This is a genomic window from Kitasatospora sp. cg17-2 (genome assembly GCF_054031055.1).
In genome coordinates this window covers 8900396-8914692 of the sequence record NZ_CM132923.1, presented here as the reverse complement: position 1 = coordinate 8914692, position 14297 = coordinate 8900396, and the positions used below count along the sequence as shown (strand labels likewise).

The following is a 14297-nucleotide window of genomic DNA, read 5'->3' as shown; positions in this document are numbered from 1 at the left end:
CGGCATGGGCTCCCGGCACGGGCGCGGCGCCCCGGGGCCGCGCCGGGGCCCCGCCCCGCGGGCGGGGCGGCTCAGGAGTCGATGCGGCCGAGGCTCCGGGTCATCCGCTCGACGGTGTCGGTGGGCGGCCAGGGGAAGTCGGGGAGGTCGGCGCGGAGGGTGACCTGGCCGTGCAGGGCGGTCCAGACGGCCACGGCGTCGGCGAAGGGGTCGGTGCTGGACGAGCGGCCGGCGCTCACGCAGGCGCGGAGGCCGTCGACGAGGGTCTGGAAGGCGTCCAGTCCCTGCCGACGACCGGGGACCTCGGTGCCCGGGGAGTCAGGTTTGGGGTGGGCCCAGCCGAAGAGGACGCGGTAGCGCGCCGGTTCGCGGACGCCGAAGTCCACATAGGCGGCGCAGCCCGCGAGCAGCGACTCGACCGGGTCCTCGTGCTCCGCGACGGCGTCGGCGATCCCCTGGTGGAGCTGCGCGATCGCCTCCAGGACGACCGCTTCGACGATCGCGTCCCGGTCGGGGAAGTGCGCGTAGATCGAGGGGGCGGCGATGCCGACCTCCCGGGCGACGGAGCGCAGGGTGACGGCCTGGTCGGAGCCGGTGCGCACGATCAGGGCGGTGGCCGCGCGGAGGATCTCCTCGCGCAGGAGCAGTCCCTGCCCGCGCCGGTTCCGCGACCGGGGGGAGGCGTCCTCGCCCTGGTCGGCGGAGTGCTCGGCGGGGTGGTCGGTAGCTGCGCGGGCCTTCGTCATGGCCGCAACTTTACAGCTGTTAGCCGATCGCGGTAGCGTCCCGACCGGCAAGCTAACAGTCGTAAGCTTACGAGCATGAGGATTATGGGGAGACCATGCGCAACGAGGACCTGCCCGACCCCGAGTCGGGCCACCCGCGCCGAAGGCCCGCCCTGGCCGCGCTCTGCCTGGCACTGGTCGTGACCACCATCGACAACACCGTGCTCAACACGGCCCTGCCCGCGCTGGCCGAGGCACTGCCCGCCTCCACCGCCGACCTTCAGTGGATCAACAACGCCTACACCCTGGTGTTCGCCGCGATGCTGATCACCGCGGGCAGCCTCGGCTCCCGGTTCGGGCACCGCCGCACCCTGACCGGGGGCCTGACGGTGCTCGCCCTCGCCTCCTCGGCCGCCGCCCTGTCCGACTCGACCGGGCAACTCGTGGCGTTCCGCGCACTGATGGGCCTGGGCGCCGCGTTCGTCATGCCCGCCACCCTCTCGATCATCGTGGCGCTGTTCGGCCCCCGGGAGCGCGGCCGGGCGATAGCCGTCTGGTCCGCGACCGCCGGGATCGGCATCGTGGTCGGCCCGGTCACCGGCGGACTGCTGCTCGACCACTTCGCCTGGGGCAGCGCCTTCTGGATCAATGTGCCGCTGGTCACCCTCGCCCTCACCTCCGTCCTGCTGCTCGTCCCGGCCCTGCCCGGCCGCCGGACCGGCCGGCTCGACCTCCCCGGCCTGCTGCTCTCGGCCGGCGGTCTGGCCGCACTGGTGGACGCCGTCGTCCAGGGCCCGGAACGCGGCTGGCTGACGGCCACCACCCTGGCCGAGGCCGCCGCCGCGGCCGTGCTGCTGACCGCGTTCACCCTCTGGGAGCTGCGCACGGCCCACCCGATGGTCGACGTCCGGCTGTTCGCCGACCGGACCTTCAGCGTCGCCGGCGGCATCCTCGGGATCACCTTCTTCGCCCTGTTCGGCATGCTCTTCGGCTACACCCAGTACCTCCAACTCGTCCATGGCTTCAGCCCGTTCGAGGCCGGCCTCGGCGCACTGCCGTTCGCGCTCTCGATGGCGGCCACCGCCGGCACCAGCGACCGCACCGCCGCCCGCTTCGGCCCCCGGAACACCGTCGCGGCCGGACTCACCGTCATGGCCGCCGGGCTCGGCGCCCTCTCCCTGATCACCGTCACCACCCCGTACGCCGTACTCGCCCTCGCCATGGGGGTGGTGGGTGCCGGAATGGGCCTGGTCATGGCACCGGCCAGCACGGCGACGGTGGCCGCCGTCCCGCGCGAGAAGGCGCCCATGGCGAGCTCGGTGAACAGCGTGGTCCGCGAACTGGGCGGGGCCCTGGGCATCGCGGTGGTCGGTACCGTCGTCTCCGCCTCCTACCGGTCGCGGTTGGCCAGCGCCCTGCCGGACGCCCCCGCCCCCGCCGGCGCGGACCTGCCCTCCGCCCACCTGGTCGCCGCCGGACTGCCCCCGGGCCCGGCCGACCGGCTGGTCGCCGCCGCGAACGAGGCCTTCACCACCGCACTCGACCACGGCACGCAACTCTGCGCCCTGGTGGCCCTGTTGGGCGCAGCGGCGGCCCTCGCCCGGCTCCACCGGCAGCAGCCGGCCGCAGGTGCTGGCGCTGGCGCAGGCACGGACCCGGCACCCGGGCGGCAGGACTCGCCCGAGCGGGAGAAGGCACCCGCACCGTAGTGCCGTCGCGAACTCCACAGGCCGCCGTGCCACGGGCCTTCGCACAGCCGATCGCCAGGTCACACACCGTCAGGTCACAGGTCGTCATGCCGGTGACCTACCCCGAGGCTTCGGGCCGCCATGCCCGGTCCACTCGAAAGTGTGCTCCATGAGTAACGCGTCCGAGGGCGGGTAGCGTCACCGGCCGTGGAGGACTCCCTGCCGATCCGACCGATCCTGCCGATCCGCCGGCCCGCGGACCCGACGACCGCCCCGACCGCCCCGACCGCTCCGACCGCTCCGGGCCGGGACGATCCGGTCTGGTACGCCGCCTACGGTTCGAACATGAACACCGAGCGGCTCGCCTGCTACCTGGGCGGCGGGCGGCCGGCCGACGGTGCCCGGGAGTACCCCGGCTGCCGGGACGGTCGGCCGCCGGGGCAGTCGGTGCCCGTTCGACTGCCCGGAAGTCTCTACTTCGCCCTGGAGTCCCGGGTCTGGGGCGGCGGCATGGCGTTCTACGACCCGCAGGGACCGGGCACCGCGCCCGCCCGCGCCCATCTGCTGACGGCCGGGCAGTTCAGCGACATCGTCGCCCAGGAGATGGGCGGCGGACCGGGCACGGACCTCGACCTGGGAACCGTGCTGCGGACCGGCCTCGACCGGCAGGGGCCGGGCCGCTACCGGACCCTGGTCTGCCTCGGCACCCTGGACGGCCTCCCGGTGCTGACCTTCACCGCCCCGTGGACGCTCGCCGAGGCCGAACTGAACGCGCCGCGGGCCCGCTACCTGCGCACCATCGCCGCCGGACTCATCGACGCGCACGGCTGGTCCACCCGCCGGGCGAGCGTCTATCTGACCACCCGGCCGGGCGCGGCCGGCCACTGGACCGTCCGGTCCCTGCACGCCGCGCTCGCCCCGCACAGCGGAGGATCCGCCTCCACGACGGGATCCGGCCGCAGTTGACATGACCATCCGTCATCATCGGGTGTGTATCCGCCAATTCGGTGGGCAAACGGCAGTTCGATGACGGATGATCGGCACGCGGGCCGCTCCAACCGGGCGGTTCCGGGCGAATGAACGGGGGCAGGGACGACATGGAGGCGATGCGGGTCTTCGCACTGGTGGCGGCGACGGTCACCACCGGACTGACCGCCGGACTGTTCTACACCTACGCCTGCTCGGTGACGCCGGGGCTCGGCAGCACCGGGGACTTCATGGTCGCGCAGGTGATGCAGCGGCTCAACGTGGCGATCCTCAACGGGTGGTTCCTGGTGGGATTCGTCGGGGCGCTGGTGTTCACGAGCGTGGCCGTCGTGCTGCACCTGCCGAGCGACGGCCGCCGGGTGCTGCCGGCGGCGGTCGGCGCGCTGGTCTGCTACACCGCTTCCCTGGTGGTGACCAGGATGGTGAACCTCCCGCTGAACCAGGCGCTGGCGCAGCAGGCCGACGAGCTGGGCCGGGCCCGGAAGCTGAGCCTGACCGCGGAGCTGGGCCGGGCCGGTCAGCCGGTGCGGATGGGCGGGCCGTTCCGCGCCAGGTGGGCGCGGTGGAACGCGGCGCGGGCGTTGCTGTCCACGGCGGCCCTCGGGTTCCTCTGCTGGGCGCTGGTGCTGCACTGCCACATGCGGCCGAGCTGACAGCCGGGCCGACGGGGTCGCGGCACCGCGGACCCTGCCGGCGGCCGACCGCACGGACCGCGAAGCGTCGGCCACGCCGACCACGCCGACCGCCGACCGCGCCCGCCGCCGCTCGTTCAACCGGCCGCCAGCACCACCGTGGTCGGGGGCACGGCCGACCGCGCCGCCGACGACGACGTCCCGGCCGGGACGTCGCCCGCTGCTCCGCCCGTCGCTCCGCCCAGCGCTCCGTCAGCCACTCCGCCCACCGATTCGCCCGTCGCGCCGTCCGCCTCGGCGGAGGCCGCCAGCCGGCGGTGCTCCTGCGGGGTCAGCCCGCGCACCCGCTTGAACGCGGTGCTGAGCGCGAACGCGTCGCCGTACCCGACCCGGCGGGCCACCGCCGCGACGGTCAGCCCCGGGTCGCGCAGCAGGTCCGCCGCCACCGCCAGCCGCCAGTTCGCCAGGTACGCCATCGGCGGCTCGCCGACCAGCGCGGTGAACCGCCGGGCCAGTCCCGCCCGGGAGACCCCGACCTCGGTGGCGAGCGCCGCCACCGTCCACGGCCGGGCCGGATCGTCGTGCAGCAGCCGCAGCGCCGGGCCCACCACCTCGTCGGCCTGGGCGCGCAGCCAGCCGGGCGCCGCGCCGTCAGGGGCGGCGAGCCAGCTCCGCAGCACCCCGACCACCAGCAGGTCCAGCAGCCGGTCCAGCACCACTTCCTGGCCCGGCTCGGCGCGGGTGACCTCGGTGGCGAGCAGCCGGACCAGGGTGTCCTCGGTGGTGTCCACCCCGGCGGGCCGCACCAGCAGGGTCGGCAGGTGGCCCAGCAGCCGGCGGCCGATCTCGTGCTCCGCCAGGTAGGTGCCGGACAGCATGACCGAGGGGCGCTCGTCGTCCGGCCGGGTCTCGCCCCAGGTCCGCACGCCCATGGCCATCGAGGTGGCGACGCTGGCGCCGTCCCGGGAGCAGATCTGCCCGGGGCCGATCAGGATGTCCGGCTCGCTCCGCGGGTGGTCGGCGACCGTGTACGACTCCGGTCCGCGCAGCAGGGCGAGGTCCCCCGGCCGCACCAGGACCGGCTCCGCCCCGTCGGGCAGGATCCACGCCGCGCCGTCCAGCATGGTGATCAGCGACAGCGGCGCGCGGTCCTCGATCCGCAGGGCCCAGGGCGTGCTGAGGACGGAGCGCAGCACGAACGCGCCGCGGGCCTTGGGGCCGTCGAGCAGCCCGGTCAGGGTGTCCATGAGGGGACAGCCTAGACGCGGTGGTGACGCCGGTGCCGGTGATATCGGCCGGGCCTGGCACGGGTGACGGGCGGTCAGCGGACGGCGGGAGGCCGGCACCCGGTCGCCCGACGCCCGGGGACCGGCCCACCGGCCGACCCCCGACAGCCCCGCGGTCAACGGGCGCCCGGGCGGCGGTGCAGCAGCAGCGCGCGGGTGAGGGCGACGGCGGCGGCCGTGCAGAGCACCGTGCGGGCGATGTTGGCCGTCGTCCAGGTCGGCTCGAAGGCGGCGCGCACGGCGGCGAGGTCGGTGACGGCGGCGGGGTCGCCGGCGGCGGCGAGCCGGTCGTTGAGCGGCACGTTGACGGCGGAGGTGAGGACGAGCGCGGCGAGGTAGAGCAGGGTTGCCACCGCCGTCCACAGGGTGGCGGCGCGCTGCCCGGAACGGTGCAGCAGCCAGGTGCCGACGGCCGGCACGGCGAGGGCGCCGACGAAGACGGCCCCGAAGACCGGGTTGAGGATCGACGCGTTGATGTGCTGCATCGCGGTCACGAAGGTGCGGTCGTCGCCGGCGGCGAGGCCGGGCATGACGGCGACGTCGAAGGCGAAGAAGAGGCCCGCCATCAGGCCGGTCGCGGCGGTGGCGGTGGCCAGCACCGGGCCGACGGCGCGGGAGGCGGTGGTGGTCGCGGCGGCGAGGTCGCGGACGGGGGCGGTGCCGAGGGCGGCGGACATGGCGGACTCCGGAGGGCGGCGGGAAGGGGCGGGAGGTGGAGGGCGGTCCGGGGATCACGGCGCGGCGGGCGGATCCCCGGACCGGTGGAGGCGGGAGGGAAGCGGTGGGTTCAGACGTTCCAGACACCGGACGCCGCGGCGGTCCGCGCGTAGTCCGCGAAGTCGCGCGGCGGACGGCCGAGCGCGCGCTGAACGCCGTCCGCCAGGTGGGCGTTGCGGCCGTCCAGGACCATCGAGAACAGGTCGGCGAACTCTCCCGGCAGGCCGACGGTGGCCAGCACCGCTCGGTACTCCTCCAGGGAGACCGCCGTGAACCGGATCTCGCGCCCGGTCGCCGCCGACAGTTCGGCGGCGACGTCGGCGAAGGAGAGCAGGCGCGGGCCGGTCAGCTCGTACACCTCACCGTCGTGGCCGTCCTCGGTGAGCGCCGCCGCGGCGACGTCCGCGATGTCGTCGACGTCGACGAACGGCTCGACGGCGACCCCGGTGGGCAGCGCCAGTTCGCCCGCGAGCACCGGGTCCAGGAAGAAGCTCTCGGAGAAGTTCTGGTCGAACCAGGCGCAGCGGACCACGGTCCAGCCGGTGCCGGCTTCGGCGACCGCCGCCTCGGCGGCCTGCGCCGCCTCCTCGCCGCGCCCCGAGAGCAGGACCAGGCGGCCGACGCCCGCCTTGGCGGCCCGCCGGGCGAAGGCGCCGACGGTCTCCACGGCGCCGGGGAAGGCCAGGTCGGGGTAGTAGGCGAGGTAGGCGGCGTCGACGCCCTCCAGGGCGGCGTCCCAGGTGGTGTCGTCCGCCCAGTCGAACGGGACCGGTGCGGTGCGCGAGCCGATCCGGGCGGTGTGGCCGAGTGCGGCGAGGCGCTCGGCGACCCGGCTGCCGGTCTTGCCGGTCCCGCCCGTGACCAGCACGGTCCGGACGGCGGTGGTAGCGGCGGTGACGGCAGTGTCAGGGGCGGCGGTGGCAGGGGCGGCGGTGGCGGCGGGCTGCTGGTTGCTCTTCGTGTTCTCGTTCATGGGCATCAGTCAACTCCGCGCGCCACCGCGCCGACATGGTCGTCGCGCTCAGCCGCATGTGTACGCGTCTACGGCGCCGGAGCCGCCCCGGCGCCGTTCCACCACCGGGCCACCACCGGGCCACCACCGGGCCACCACCGGGCCACCACCGGGCCGCAGCGGCCCACAGCGGTCCGACCCGCCCGAAGCGGTCCGACCCGCGCGGCTACGGCGTCCCGAGCGGTGGCCGGACGGCCGTCACCACGGTGGCCTCGAGGTCCTCGTCGTAGCCGAGGGAAGCGGTGAGCCCGGCCGCCGCGACCACCCCGAGGGCCGCCTCGGCCTGCTGGTCGCTGGTCTCGAACAGCAGCGCCCCGCCCGGGGCCAGCCACCGCGGGGCGTCGGCGGCGACCCGGCGCAGCACGTCGAGACCGTCGGCGCCGCCGTCCAGGGCCGGCCTGGCCTCGTGCACCCGGGCCTCGGCCGGGAGGAACTCGATGTCGGCGGTGGGCACGTAGGGGACGTTGGCGAGCAGCACGTCCACCCGGCCGCGCAGGCCGGTCGGCAGTGCGTCGAAGAGGTCGCCCTCGAACACCTCGGCGCCCGGAACGGCGGACCCGGCCAGGTTGCGGCGCGCGCAGCGGACGGCGGCCGGGTCGAGGTCGGCCGCGCACAGCCGGACGGGGTGGCCGACCTCGGCGGCCAGCGCCGCGCCGAGGGCGCCGCTGCCGCAGCACAGATCGACGACCTGCGCGTGCTCGCGCGCGAGTGCGGCGGCGGTGCGGACCAGGAACTCGCTGCGCCGGCGGGGCACGAACACCCCGGGGTCGACGGCGATCCGCAGACCGGCGAACTCGGCCCAACCGACGACGTGTTCGAGCGGACGGCCGGCGGCGCGGTCACGGATCATCGCGGCCAGCCGGGCGGGGGTGTCGGCGGCGGAGAGCAGGATGCGGGCCTCGTCCTCGGCGAAGACGCAGCCGGCGGCACGCAGCCTGGCGGTCACGGACGAGCGGAGCGAGGCGGACGGGTGGACAGGCAAGGGAACCCCTCGGAGCACAGGTGGGAGGACATCGTCCGACCCGGGGGCTCTCCGCGCACATCTCGCCGGACGGCGGACACTCCCACGCGCTACGCCGGCGTCAGAGCCGGGCGTGCACCTGCGTGAGGGCGCCGTGGTCACGGCCGGGGAGCACCCGATCCGGCACAGCGGTCATGGGTTCTCACCTCCCCGTTCTTCGCGTTTCCTCTGCGGCGTCCGTCACCCTACCGCAACGGGTCCGGCCCCGGGGTGCGGTCCGCCGACGGTCGGCGGCGGGCGCACCCCGGGGCGTCCGGGCTCCGAGGGGCTCGGGGTCTCCGGGGCCCGGGGGCCCGGTGGTCAGATGCCGTCGGCGAAGCTCCGGAACGCCGCCCGGGTGCCCTCGCCCGCGATGCCGTCGATCGCGCCGCCGTAGCCCCAGCCGCCGTCCTTCAGCAGGCGCTGCAGCGCCTTGACCGTCTCGGTGCCGGGGATGCCGTCGATGGCGCCGCCGTAGCCCCAGAACTCCTTGAGGTTGCGCTGGAACGCCTTCCAGCTCTCGGGGCCGAGCTGCCCGTCGATGGCGCCGCCGTAACCCCAGTTCTGCTTCAGCCAGTTCTGCACGTTCTTGGCCTGCGCGGAGCTGAGCCCGAAGTTCTGGACCGCGCGCACGGCCGGGACGGCCGCCGCCGTGGTGGTGGCCGCCGTGGCGGTGGTGGCCGCGCCCGCGGCGGCCACGCCGCCGACGGCGAGGCCGAGGGCCAGGCCGAGGGCGACGAGCGGCCTGGTCTTCGTGGTGGATCGCATGTGGTGCTCCCCTTCGAGCGGTGGGACGGCCGACGCCCGGTCGCGCCGTCGGACGCGCACGGGCACACATGCCGTAAGTGACGAATCAGTCACCGACAGTGTCGATCCGACACTAACCATCGCCGCCCCACGGGGTCGAGCGGATATCCGGCCACCCGGCAACGGGCGACACGCGGCCCCGACGGCCTCCGCCGCCCGCCGCGCACCCCCGGAGGCCCGGCCGCCGAAGGATCCCGGCCTTCGCCCAGGGATGGCCGGTTCGCACCCGGAGCACCACCGGCGCGCGAACGGGGCGCGGACGGGGCACGCGCCCTTCGTGGTACACCGATCCGATGACGACCTCCCGAGCACCCGGCGCCGTGCTCTGCGACATCGACGGTGTGATCCGGTTCTTCGACCACCGCGAGGTGGACCGCCTGGAGGCGGCCGCCGGACTGGCCGCGGGCACGACCTTCGGGCTGGCGTTCGCCGAGGAGCTGGGGCGGCGGCTGGTGCGCGGGGAGTTGAGCCGGCCGGAGTGGACGGCGGAGATCGCCGGCGCACTGGCACCCGGCCTGCCGGACGGGCCGGCGGAGGCGCTGGCGGCCGCGTTCACCGGCGCCCCGGTGCGCGCCGACGGCGAGGTGGTGGAGTTGCTGCGGCGGGCGAAGCGGCGGGTGCCGGTGCTGCTGGTGACCAACGCGACACTCTGGCTGGAGGAGGACCTGGCTGCGCTCGGGCTGGCCGATCTGGCGGAGGGTGTCGTCAACAGCGCCCGGGTCGGGGCGGCCAAGCCGGATCCGGCGATCTACCGGGTCGCGGCGGAGCGGGCCGGGGTCACCGAACGGCAGTGCCTGTTCGTGGACGACAGCGCGACCAACGTGACGGCGGCCGGGCGGCTCGGTATGGCGGCCGTGCACTTCCGGGAGCCGGCCGACCTCGCGCGGGCGCTCGCGCCCCTGTGGGGCTGACCGCACACGGCGGCGCCGTCCGCCCCGGCCCTTGCGGGCGGGACGGACGGCGCCGTCGGTGTGCGGCTGTCGGTGCGCGACCGGCCACGGGTACGCGACCGACGAAGGTGGGCGACCGTCAGAAACGGCGGCCGGACTCGCGCTCGGCCTTCTCCAGCTGGTCGATCCGGCGCTGGATGGCGTTGGCCTCGGCCCGAGCCTTGGCGGCCTCGGCGTGCGCGCCGTAGTGGTCCAGGGTGGCGGCCTTCTGGCGCAGGTCGGAGACCTGCTGGCGCAGCTGGTTGATGTTCACCGTGATCGAACCGGCCGCCGCGGGCTGGGCGGTGGCGACCTGGGCCACGGTGGCCAGGCCGCCACCGGCCAGGACGGCGGTCAGAACGAGGGCGGGAATGCGTCGACGCATGGTGCTTCCTTACGGTCGTGCGAGGTTCACTGACGAGACATCATGCGATAACCCGTCAGTAACATCATTGCACGATCTTGACCCTCGCTCGCACCCGGCCCGTACGCCGACACTTCCGCGGCGGGACCAGCAACAGGCCCCGCCTCAGCGGGTCGTGGGCGCACCGTCCTCCGGCCGGACGGCACAGACCGCGCTCGCGGTCGAGCCCGCGAAGCCGAGGAAGCTGCCGAGCATCTGGCGGCAGACGGCGGCCTCCTTGGCGTTGTGCGGGCCCTCGGCGGCGGCCGGCTGCGCGGTGGCGAGCGGCAGCGCCAGCAGCGGCGCGGCGAACAGCAGGACGGAGCCGACGGCCCGGGCGGCGGACTTGGCGAAGGTCATGGCGAACCCCTTTCGGGTGGAAAACGGGACGAGCCATTGACTACCGGACCGTTCGCCCGGGGCGTCGGACCCTGCGCCGTTGGTGAGCGTGTCCCGGACAACAGGGGGTCCGCCGTTCACCAACGACGCGGGGGGACCGGACGGCCTCAGCCCATCGACTTGGCGCCGTCCAGCGACTCGCGCAGGATGTCGGCGTGGCCCGCGTGCTGCGCGGTCTCGGCGATCACGTGGAGCAGCACCCGGCGGGCGGACCAGCGGACGTCGGCCTCGAACCACGGGGCCTTCGGCAGCGGGTGCGAGACGTCGAGGTCGGGCAGGGCGGCGACCAGCTCGTCCGTGCGGCGGGCCGTCTCGGCGTAGTCCGCGAGCACACCCGCGAGCGTCTCGCCGGGCAGCAGCTTGAACTCGTCCGTGCGGCGGTCGAGGTCCTCCTGGGTCATGTTCGCGAAGTCGGGCATCGCGGAGGGCCCTTCGAGGATGAAGTCCACCCAGACGCGCTCACAGTTCGTCACGTGCTTGATGAGACCGCCCAGGCACAGTTCGCCGACGGTGGTCCGGAGCGCGGCCTGCTCGTCGGTCAGGTCGCGGGTGGTGAAGCGCAGGAAGTGGCGCTGCCCGGCGAGCTGGGCCAGCAGGTCGGCGCGCTCGCCGGTGGCCGCGACGGTGGTGGTGGTCGTGGTGCCGTTCATGGTGCTCCGCCTTCGTGGTTGCCGTGGTGCGTCGGGCCGTTCCGTCCGACGTGGACCACAGTAGGAGCCGTGTAGGTCAGATCCTGTCCTAGACCGCCGCCCGGGAGCGGCCCGGCCCGCTCCCGGTGCGAGTGGCACCAGGAACGGGCCGCGGCGGGCCGCGGACGGCGCCCCGGTTCAGTCCTCCGCGCAGGAGGCCCCCGGCGAGGCCAGCACCCGCGCCGCGCAGCGGTGCCCGCGCGCCGCCGCCTCGCGCAGACCCGCCGCGGCCGGCTCCGCCCCCGTCAGCCGCGCGTCCAGGAAGGCCGCGAGGAACCCGGCCGCGAAGGCGTCGCCCGCGCCGGTCAGGTCGCGAACCTCCCCCACCGGCGGCACCGGCACGGTGAACGGCGCCTCCCCCGGCACGTCGATCGTGGTCGCCTCCGACCCCGACTTGGTGACCACCGTGGTGGCCGCCAGCCGGGCCCGCTCCGGGCCGGGCCGCCCGTCGACGAGCAGCCCCAGGTAGGCGGACTCCGAGCGGTTGGCGAACAGCAGGGTCGGCGCCAGCTCCTCGGCGAGAGCCAGGAAGCGCTCCCGGCCGAAGCCCTCCAGCATCCCGGTGGAGGAGGCGTCCAGCGAGGTGGTCCCGCCGGCCGAGCGGACCCGGCGCAGCGCGTCGACGGCCGTCGTGCCGACCGGTTCGCCGTCGAAGGAGTAGGCGGGCACGTGCAGATGGGTCAGACCGTCCAGCCAGGCGTCCGGCACGGTCTCCAGCAGGGTGGCCGCGCCCCGGTCGGGCAGCATGGTGCGCTCGCCCGCGTCGTCGATCAGCACCACGATGCTGCCGGTCCGGCCCCGGTGCGCGACCCGGACGTCCACGCCGTGGCCGGCCAGTTCGGCGGCCAGGCCGCCCCCGGCCGGGTCGTCGCCGACGCAGCCGAGGAAGCGGACCGGGCACTGGCCGGCGGCGAAGGCCGCGACGTTCGCGGCGCTGCCGCCGCGCTGCCGGAAGACCCGGGCGGTCGAGTCGGTGCCGTGCCGCAGCGGTCCGGTCACCCAGACGACGACGTCCTCGACGAGGTCGCCGAGCACTCCCAGCACCGGTCAGGCCTCGTTCCGGGCGGCGGCCAGCGCGGTGGCGATCTCCCCGCCGAGCCGGACGTTGCCCCGGTAGACCTCGATGTTCACGTCCAGGCTGCGCCCCTGGGTGTCGCGCTGGATGAAGTCGAGCAGGAACGGGGTGGAGGCGTTGCCCTTGATGCCGCGGGCGTCGGCCTCGGCCCAGGCGCGGGTCAGCAGGGCGTCGAGCTCCCGCGGCGGGAGCTGCTTGTCCGGGTCGACCGGGTTGGCGATCAGGACCGCCTGCGGCAGGTCGAGGCCGTCGCGGGCCTCGATCACCCGCGCCGCCTCCTCCGGGGTGTCGACCCGGTAGGCGATCTCGTGGCCGGAGTCGGTGATGTAGAAGCCGGGGTAGTGGCGGGTGCGGTAGCCGATGACGGGGATGTTGAGGGTCTCGAAGCGCTCCAGGGTGGCCCGGATGTCGAGGATCGACTTCACCCCGGCGCTGATCACGGTGACCGGGGTGGCGGCCAGGGTGGTCAGGTCGGCGGACTCGTCGAAGCTCTCGGAGGCCCCGAAGTGGACGCCGCCGAGGCCGCCGGTGGAGAAGACCCGGACGCCGGCCCGGTGGGCGAGGAAGGCGGTCGCGGCGACGGTGGTGCCGCCGTGCCGGCCGAGCGCCGCCACCACGGGGAGGTCGCGCAGGCTCGCCTTGTCGAGGCCGTCGGCCGCCGACAGCTCCTCGATCTGCGCCGTGGTCAGGCCGACCGTCGGCACGCCCGCGTGGACGCCGATGGTGGCCGGCACCACACCGGCGGCGCGCAGCCGCTCCTCCGCCTCCAGCGCGACCTCCAGGTTGCGCGGCCGCGGGAGCCCGTGGGTGAAGATCGTCGACTCCAGGGCGACGACGGGGGCGCCGGCGGCGACGGCCTCGGCGACTTCCTGGGAGATGCGGATGGGCAGTCCGGTCATGGCGTGTGCTCCCTGTGAGGCTGCCACCACGGTGTGGCAGCGGTGGGCTCAGCCTAGGGAGCGATCACATCGGGATCCAGAATGAATACCGGCCCTTCTCATAGACTCCGGCCTATGAGTCGGGTTACGAGTCTCACCCTGCGCCAGCTGGAGGTCTTCCTCGCGGTGGCCGACACCCTGCACTTCGGCCGGGCGGCCGAGCGCCTGCACATCTCCCAGCCGACGGTCAGCCAGGAGGTCGCCCGGCTGGAGCGGACCGTCGGGGTGGAGCTCTTCGACCGGAGCCGCCGGTCGGTGCGGCTGACCTCGGCCGGGGAGGTGATGGCCGCCGAGTCCGCCCGGCTGCTCGACCAGGCCGGCACCCTGCTCGCCCGGGTGCGGCTGCACGAGGAGACCAGGCTCGGCACGGCGCGGATCGTCGCCTCCCCGACCGTGGTCAACCGGCTGCTGCCGGCCGTGGTGAGCCGGGCCGAGCGCGAACTGCCCGAACTCGTCCTGGCCGAGCTCTCGGTGGACACCGGCCGGGTGTCCGCCACCCTGGCGGGCGAACTCGCCGACCTCGGCCTCGGCCGCTTCCTCGACGACGTCCCCGGCTACCGGCGCGAGCGGATCGCCGACGAGCCGGTGCACGTCGCCCTCAGCCGGGACCATCCGCTGGCCGGGCGGGACGCCGTCCGGCTGGACGAGCTCGGCGACCTGCCGCTGCTGCTGTGGCCGCGCGAGCAGAGTCCGCGCTACTACGACCATGTGCTGGGGCTGTGCGCCGAACGCGGGGTGGAGCCACCGGTGCTGGTCGGCCCGGCCCGGATCGTCGGTTCCCGGCTCTACCTGCTGTCGCAGAGCCGGGCCTTCTCCCTCGTCCCCGCCTCGATGACCGGGCACCTCACCGAGGACGTGGTCACGGTGCGGCTGGCGGGCCGGGCCACGCTCCCGCTGGAACTCCAGTGGCGCCTGGACGACCGCCGTCCCGGGCTCGCCGCGCTGCGCGAGCTGGTCCGGGAGGAGGCGGCCGCCCTGGAAACCTGCTGAGCGCCCGGCCGGGCGGTGGC

The 14297-nt window shown here is 75.1% G+C and carries 15 protein-coding genes and 1 pseudogene; 5 read left to right on the top strand and 11 right to left on the bottom strand.

All coding sequences use genetic code 11. The features are described from left to right. Nucleotides 1-71 precede the first annotated feature (71 nt). On the bottom strand, nucleotides 72-746 hold the full coding sequence (locus ACW14Y_RS37465) for a TetR/AcrR family transcriptional regulator (protein ID WP_380390709.1): 675 nt from the start codon (nucleotides 744-746) through the stop codon (nucleotides 72-74). Between the two features lie 95 nt (nucleotides 747-841). Here ACW14Y_RS37465 and ACW14Y_RS37460 point away from each other — a divergent pair, with 95 nt between their 5' ends. The 3 genes from ACW14Y_RS37460 to ACW14Y_RS37450 all read left to right on the top strand — a co-directional run bounded on the left by ACW14Y_RS37460 (nucleotide 842) and on the right by ACW14Y_RS37450 (nucleotide 4053). After that, nucleotides 842-2434 (top strand): MFS transporter, encoded by a 1593-nt coding sequence (locus ACW14Y_RS37460; RefSeq protein WP_456984998.1) that lies wholly within the window; start codon nucleotides 842-844, stop codon nucleotides 2432-2434. Nucleotides 2435-2620: 186 nt separating this feature from the next. After that, a complete protein-coding gene (locus ACW14Y_RS37455) occupies nucleotides 2621-3379 on the top strand; it encodes a histone deacetylase (RefSeq protein ID WP_456984997.1) in 759 nt (252 codons plus the stop codon). A gap of 110 nt (nucleotides 3380-3489) precedes the next feature. Continuing rightward, the gene (locus tag ACW14Y_RS37450) at nucleotides 3490-4053 is read left to right on the top strand and encodes an anthrone oxygenase family protein (RefSeq protein WP_380301618.1); all 564 of its coding nucleotides are present in this window, start codon (nucleotides 3490-3492) and stop codon (nucleotides 4051-4053) included. A gap of 293 nt (nucleotides 4054-4346) precedes the next feature. Here the strand turns inward: ACW14Y_RS37450 and ACW14Y_RS37445 are convergent. The 5 genes and pseudogenes from ACW14Y_RS37445 to ACW14Y_RS37425 form a co-directional block, all read right to left on the bottom strand. After that, nucleotides 4347-5279 (bottom strand): annotated as a pseudogene (locus ACW14Y_RS37445) (AraC family transcriptional regulator); the annotation flags it as partial. A gap of 155 nt (nucleotides 5280-5434) precedes the next feature. Further along, nucleotides 5435-5995, bottom strand: a complete 561-nt coding sequence (locus tag ACW14Y_RS37440; protein ID WP_380301614.1) for an anthrone oxygenase family protein — start codon at nucleotides 5993-5995, stop codon at nucleotides 5435-5437. Between the two features lie 110 nt (nucleotides 5996-6105). Next, nucleotides 6106-7008: an NmrA family transcriptional regulator gene (locus tag ACW14Y_RS37435; protein WP_456984996.1), complete on the bottom strand. Its 903-nt coding sequence runs from the start codon at nucleotides 7006-7008 to the stop codon at nucleotides 6106-6108. A 205-nt stretch (nucleotides 7009-7213) separates the two neighbouring features. Next, the gene (locus tag ACW14Y_RS37430; RefSeq protein ID WP_456984995.1) at nucleotides 7214-8029 is read right to left on the bottom strand and encodes a putative protein N(5)-glutamine methyltransferase; all 816 of its coding nucleotides are present in this window, start codon (nucleotides 8027-8029) and stop codon (nucleotides 7214-7216) included. Nucleotides 8030-8368: 339 nt separating this feature from the next. Continuing rightward, the gene (locus ACW14Y_RS37425) at nucleotides 8369-8815 is read right to left on the bottom strand and encodes a peptidoglycan-binding domain-containing protein (protein WP_456984994.1); all 447 of its coding nucleotides are present in this window, start codon (nucleotides 8813-8815) and stop codon (nucleotides 8369-8371) included. Nucleotides 8816-9147: 332 nt separating this feature from the next. Here ACW14Y_RS37425 and ACW14Y_RS37420 point away from each other — a divergent pair, with 332 nt between their 5' ends. Then, on the top strand, nucleotides 9148-9765 hold the full coding sequence (locus ACW14Y_RS37420; RefSeq protein WP_380440351.1) for an HAD family hydrolase: 618 nt from the start codon (nucleotides 9148-9150) through the stop codon (nucleotides 9763-9765). Nucleotides 9766-9883: 118 nt separating this feature from the next. Here the strand turns inward: ACW14Y_RS37420 and ACW14Y_RS37415 are convergent, their stop codons facing one another. The 5 genes from ACW14Y_RS37415 to ACW14Y_RS37395 form a co-directional block, all read right to left on the bottom strand. After that, the gene (locus ACW14Y_RS37415) at nucleotides 9884-10168 is read right to left on the bottom strand and encodes a hypothetical protein (protein ID WP_051742726.1); all 285 of its coding nucleotides are present in this window, start codon (nucleotides 10166-10168) and stop codon (nucleotides 9884-9886) included. Between the two features lie 144 nt (nucleotides 10169-10312). Further along, a complete protein-coding gene (locus tag ACW14Y_RS37410) occupies nucleotides 10313-10546 on the bottom strand; it encodes a hypothetical protein (protein WP_456984993.1) in 234 nt (77 codons plus the stop codon). Nucleotides 10547-10692: 146 nt separating this feature from the next. Next, a complete protein-coding gene (locus tag ACW14Y_RS37405) occupies nucleotides 10693-11235 on the bottom strand; it encodes a DinB family protein (RefSeq protein ID WP_380390697.1) in 543 nt (180 codons plus the stop codon). A 177-nt stretch (nucleotides 11236-11412) separates the two neighbouring features. Then, nucleotides 11413-12318, bottom strand: coding sequence for a carbohydrate kinase family protein (locus tag ACW14Y_RS37400; RefSeq protein WP_380440349.1), 906 nt, complete (start codon nucleotides 12316-12318; stop codon nucleotides 11413-11415). Nucleotides 12319-12321: 3 nt separating this feature from the next. Beyond that, complete coding sequence (locus ACW14Y_RS37395) at nucleotides 12322-13248, bottom strand: pseudouridine-5'-phosphate glycosidase (RefSeq protein ID WP_380390693.1); 927 nt, start codon at nucleotides 13246-13248, stop codon at nucleotides 12322-12324. Between the two features lie 114 nt (nucleotides 13249-13362). Between ACW14Y_RS37395 and ACW14Y_RS37390 the strand changes: the two genes are divergently transcribed. Further along, nucleotides 13363-14277 carry a LysR family transcriptional regulator gene (locus tag ACW14Y_RS37390; RefSeq protein WP_380390691.1) on the top strand — a complete coding sequence of 305 codons (915 nt, stop codon included), beginning with the start codon at nucleotides 13363-13365 and terminating at the stop codon, nucleotides 14275-14277. The last annotated feature ends 20 nt before the right edge of the window (nucleotides 14278-14297 follow it).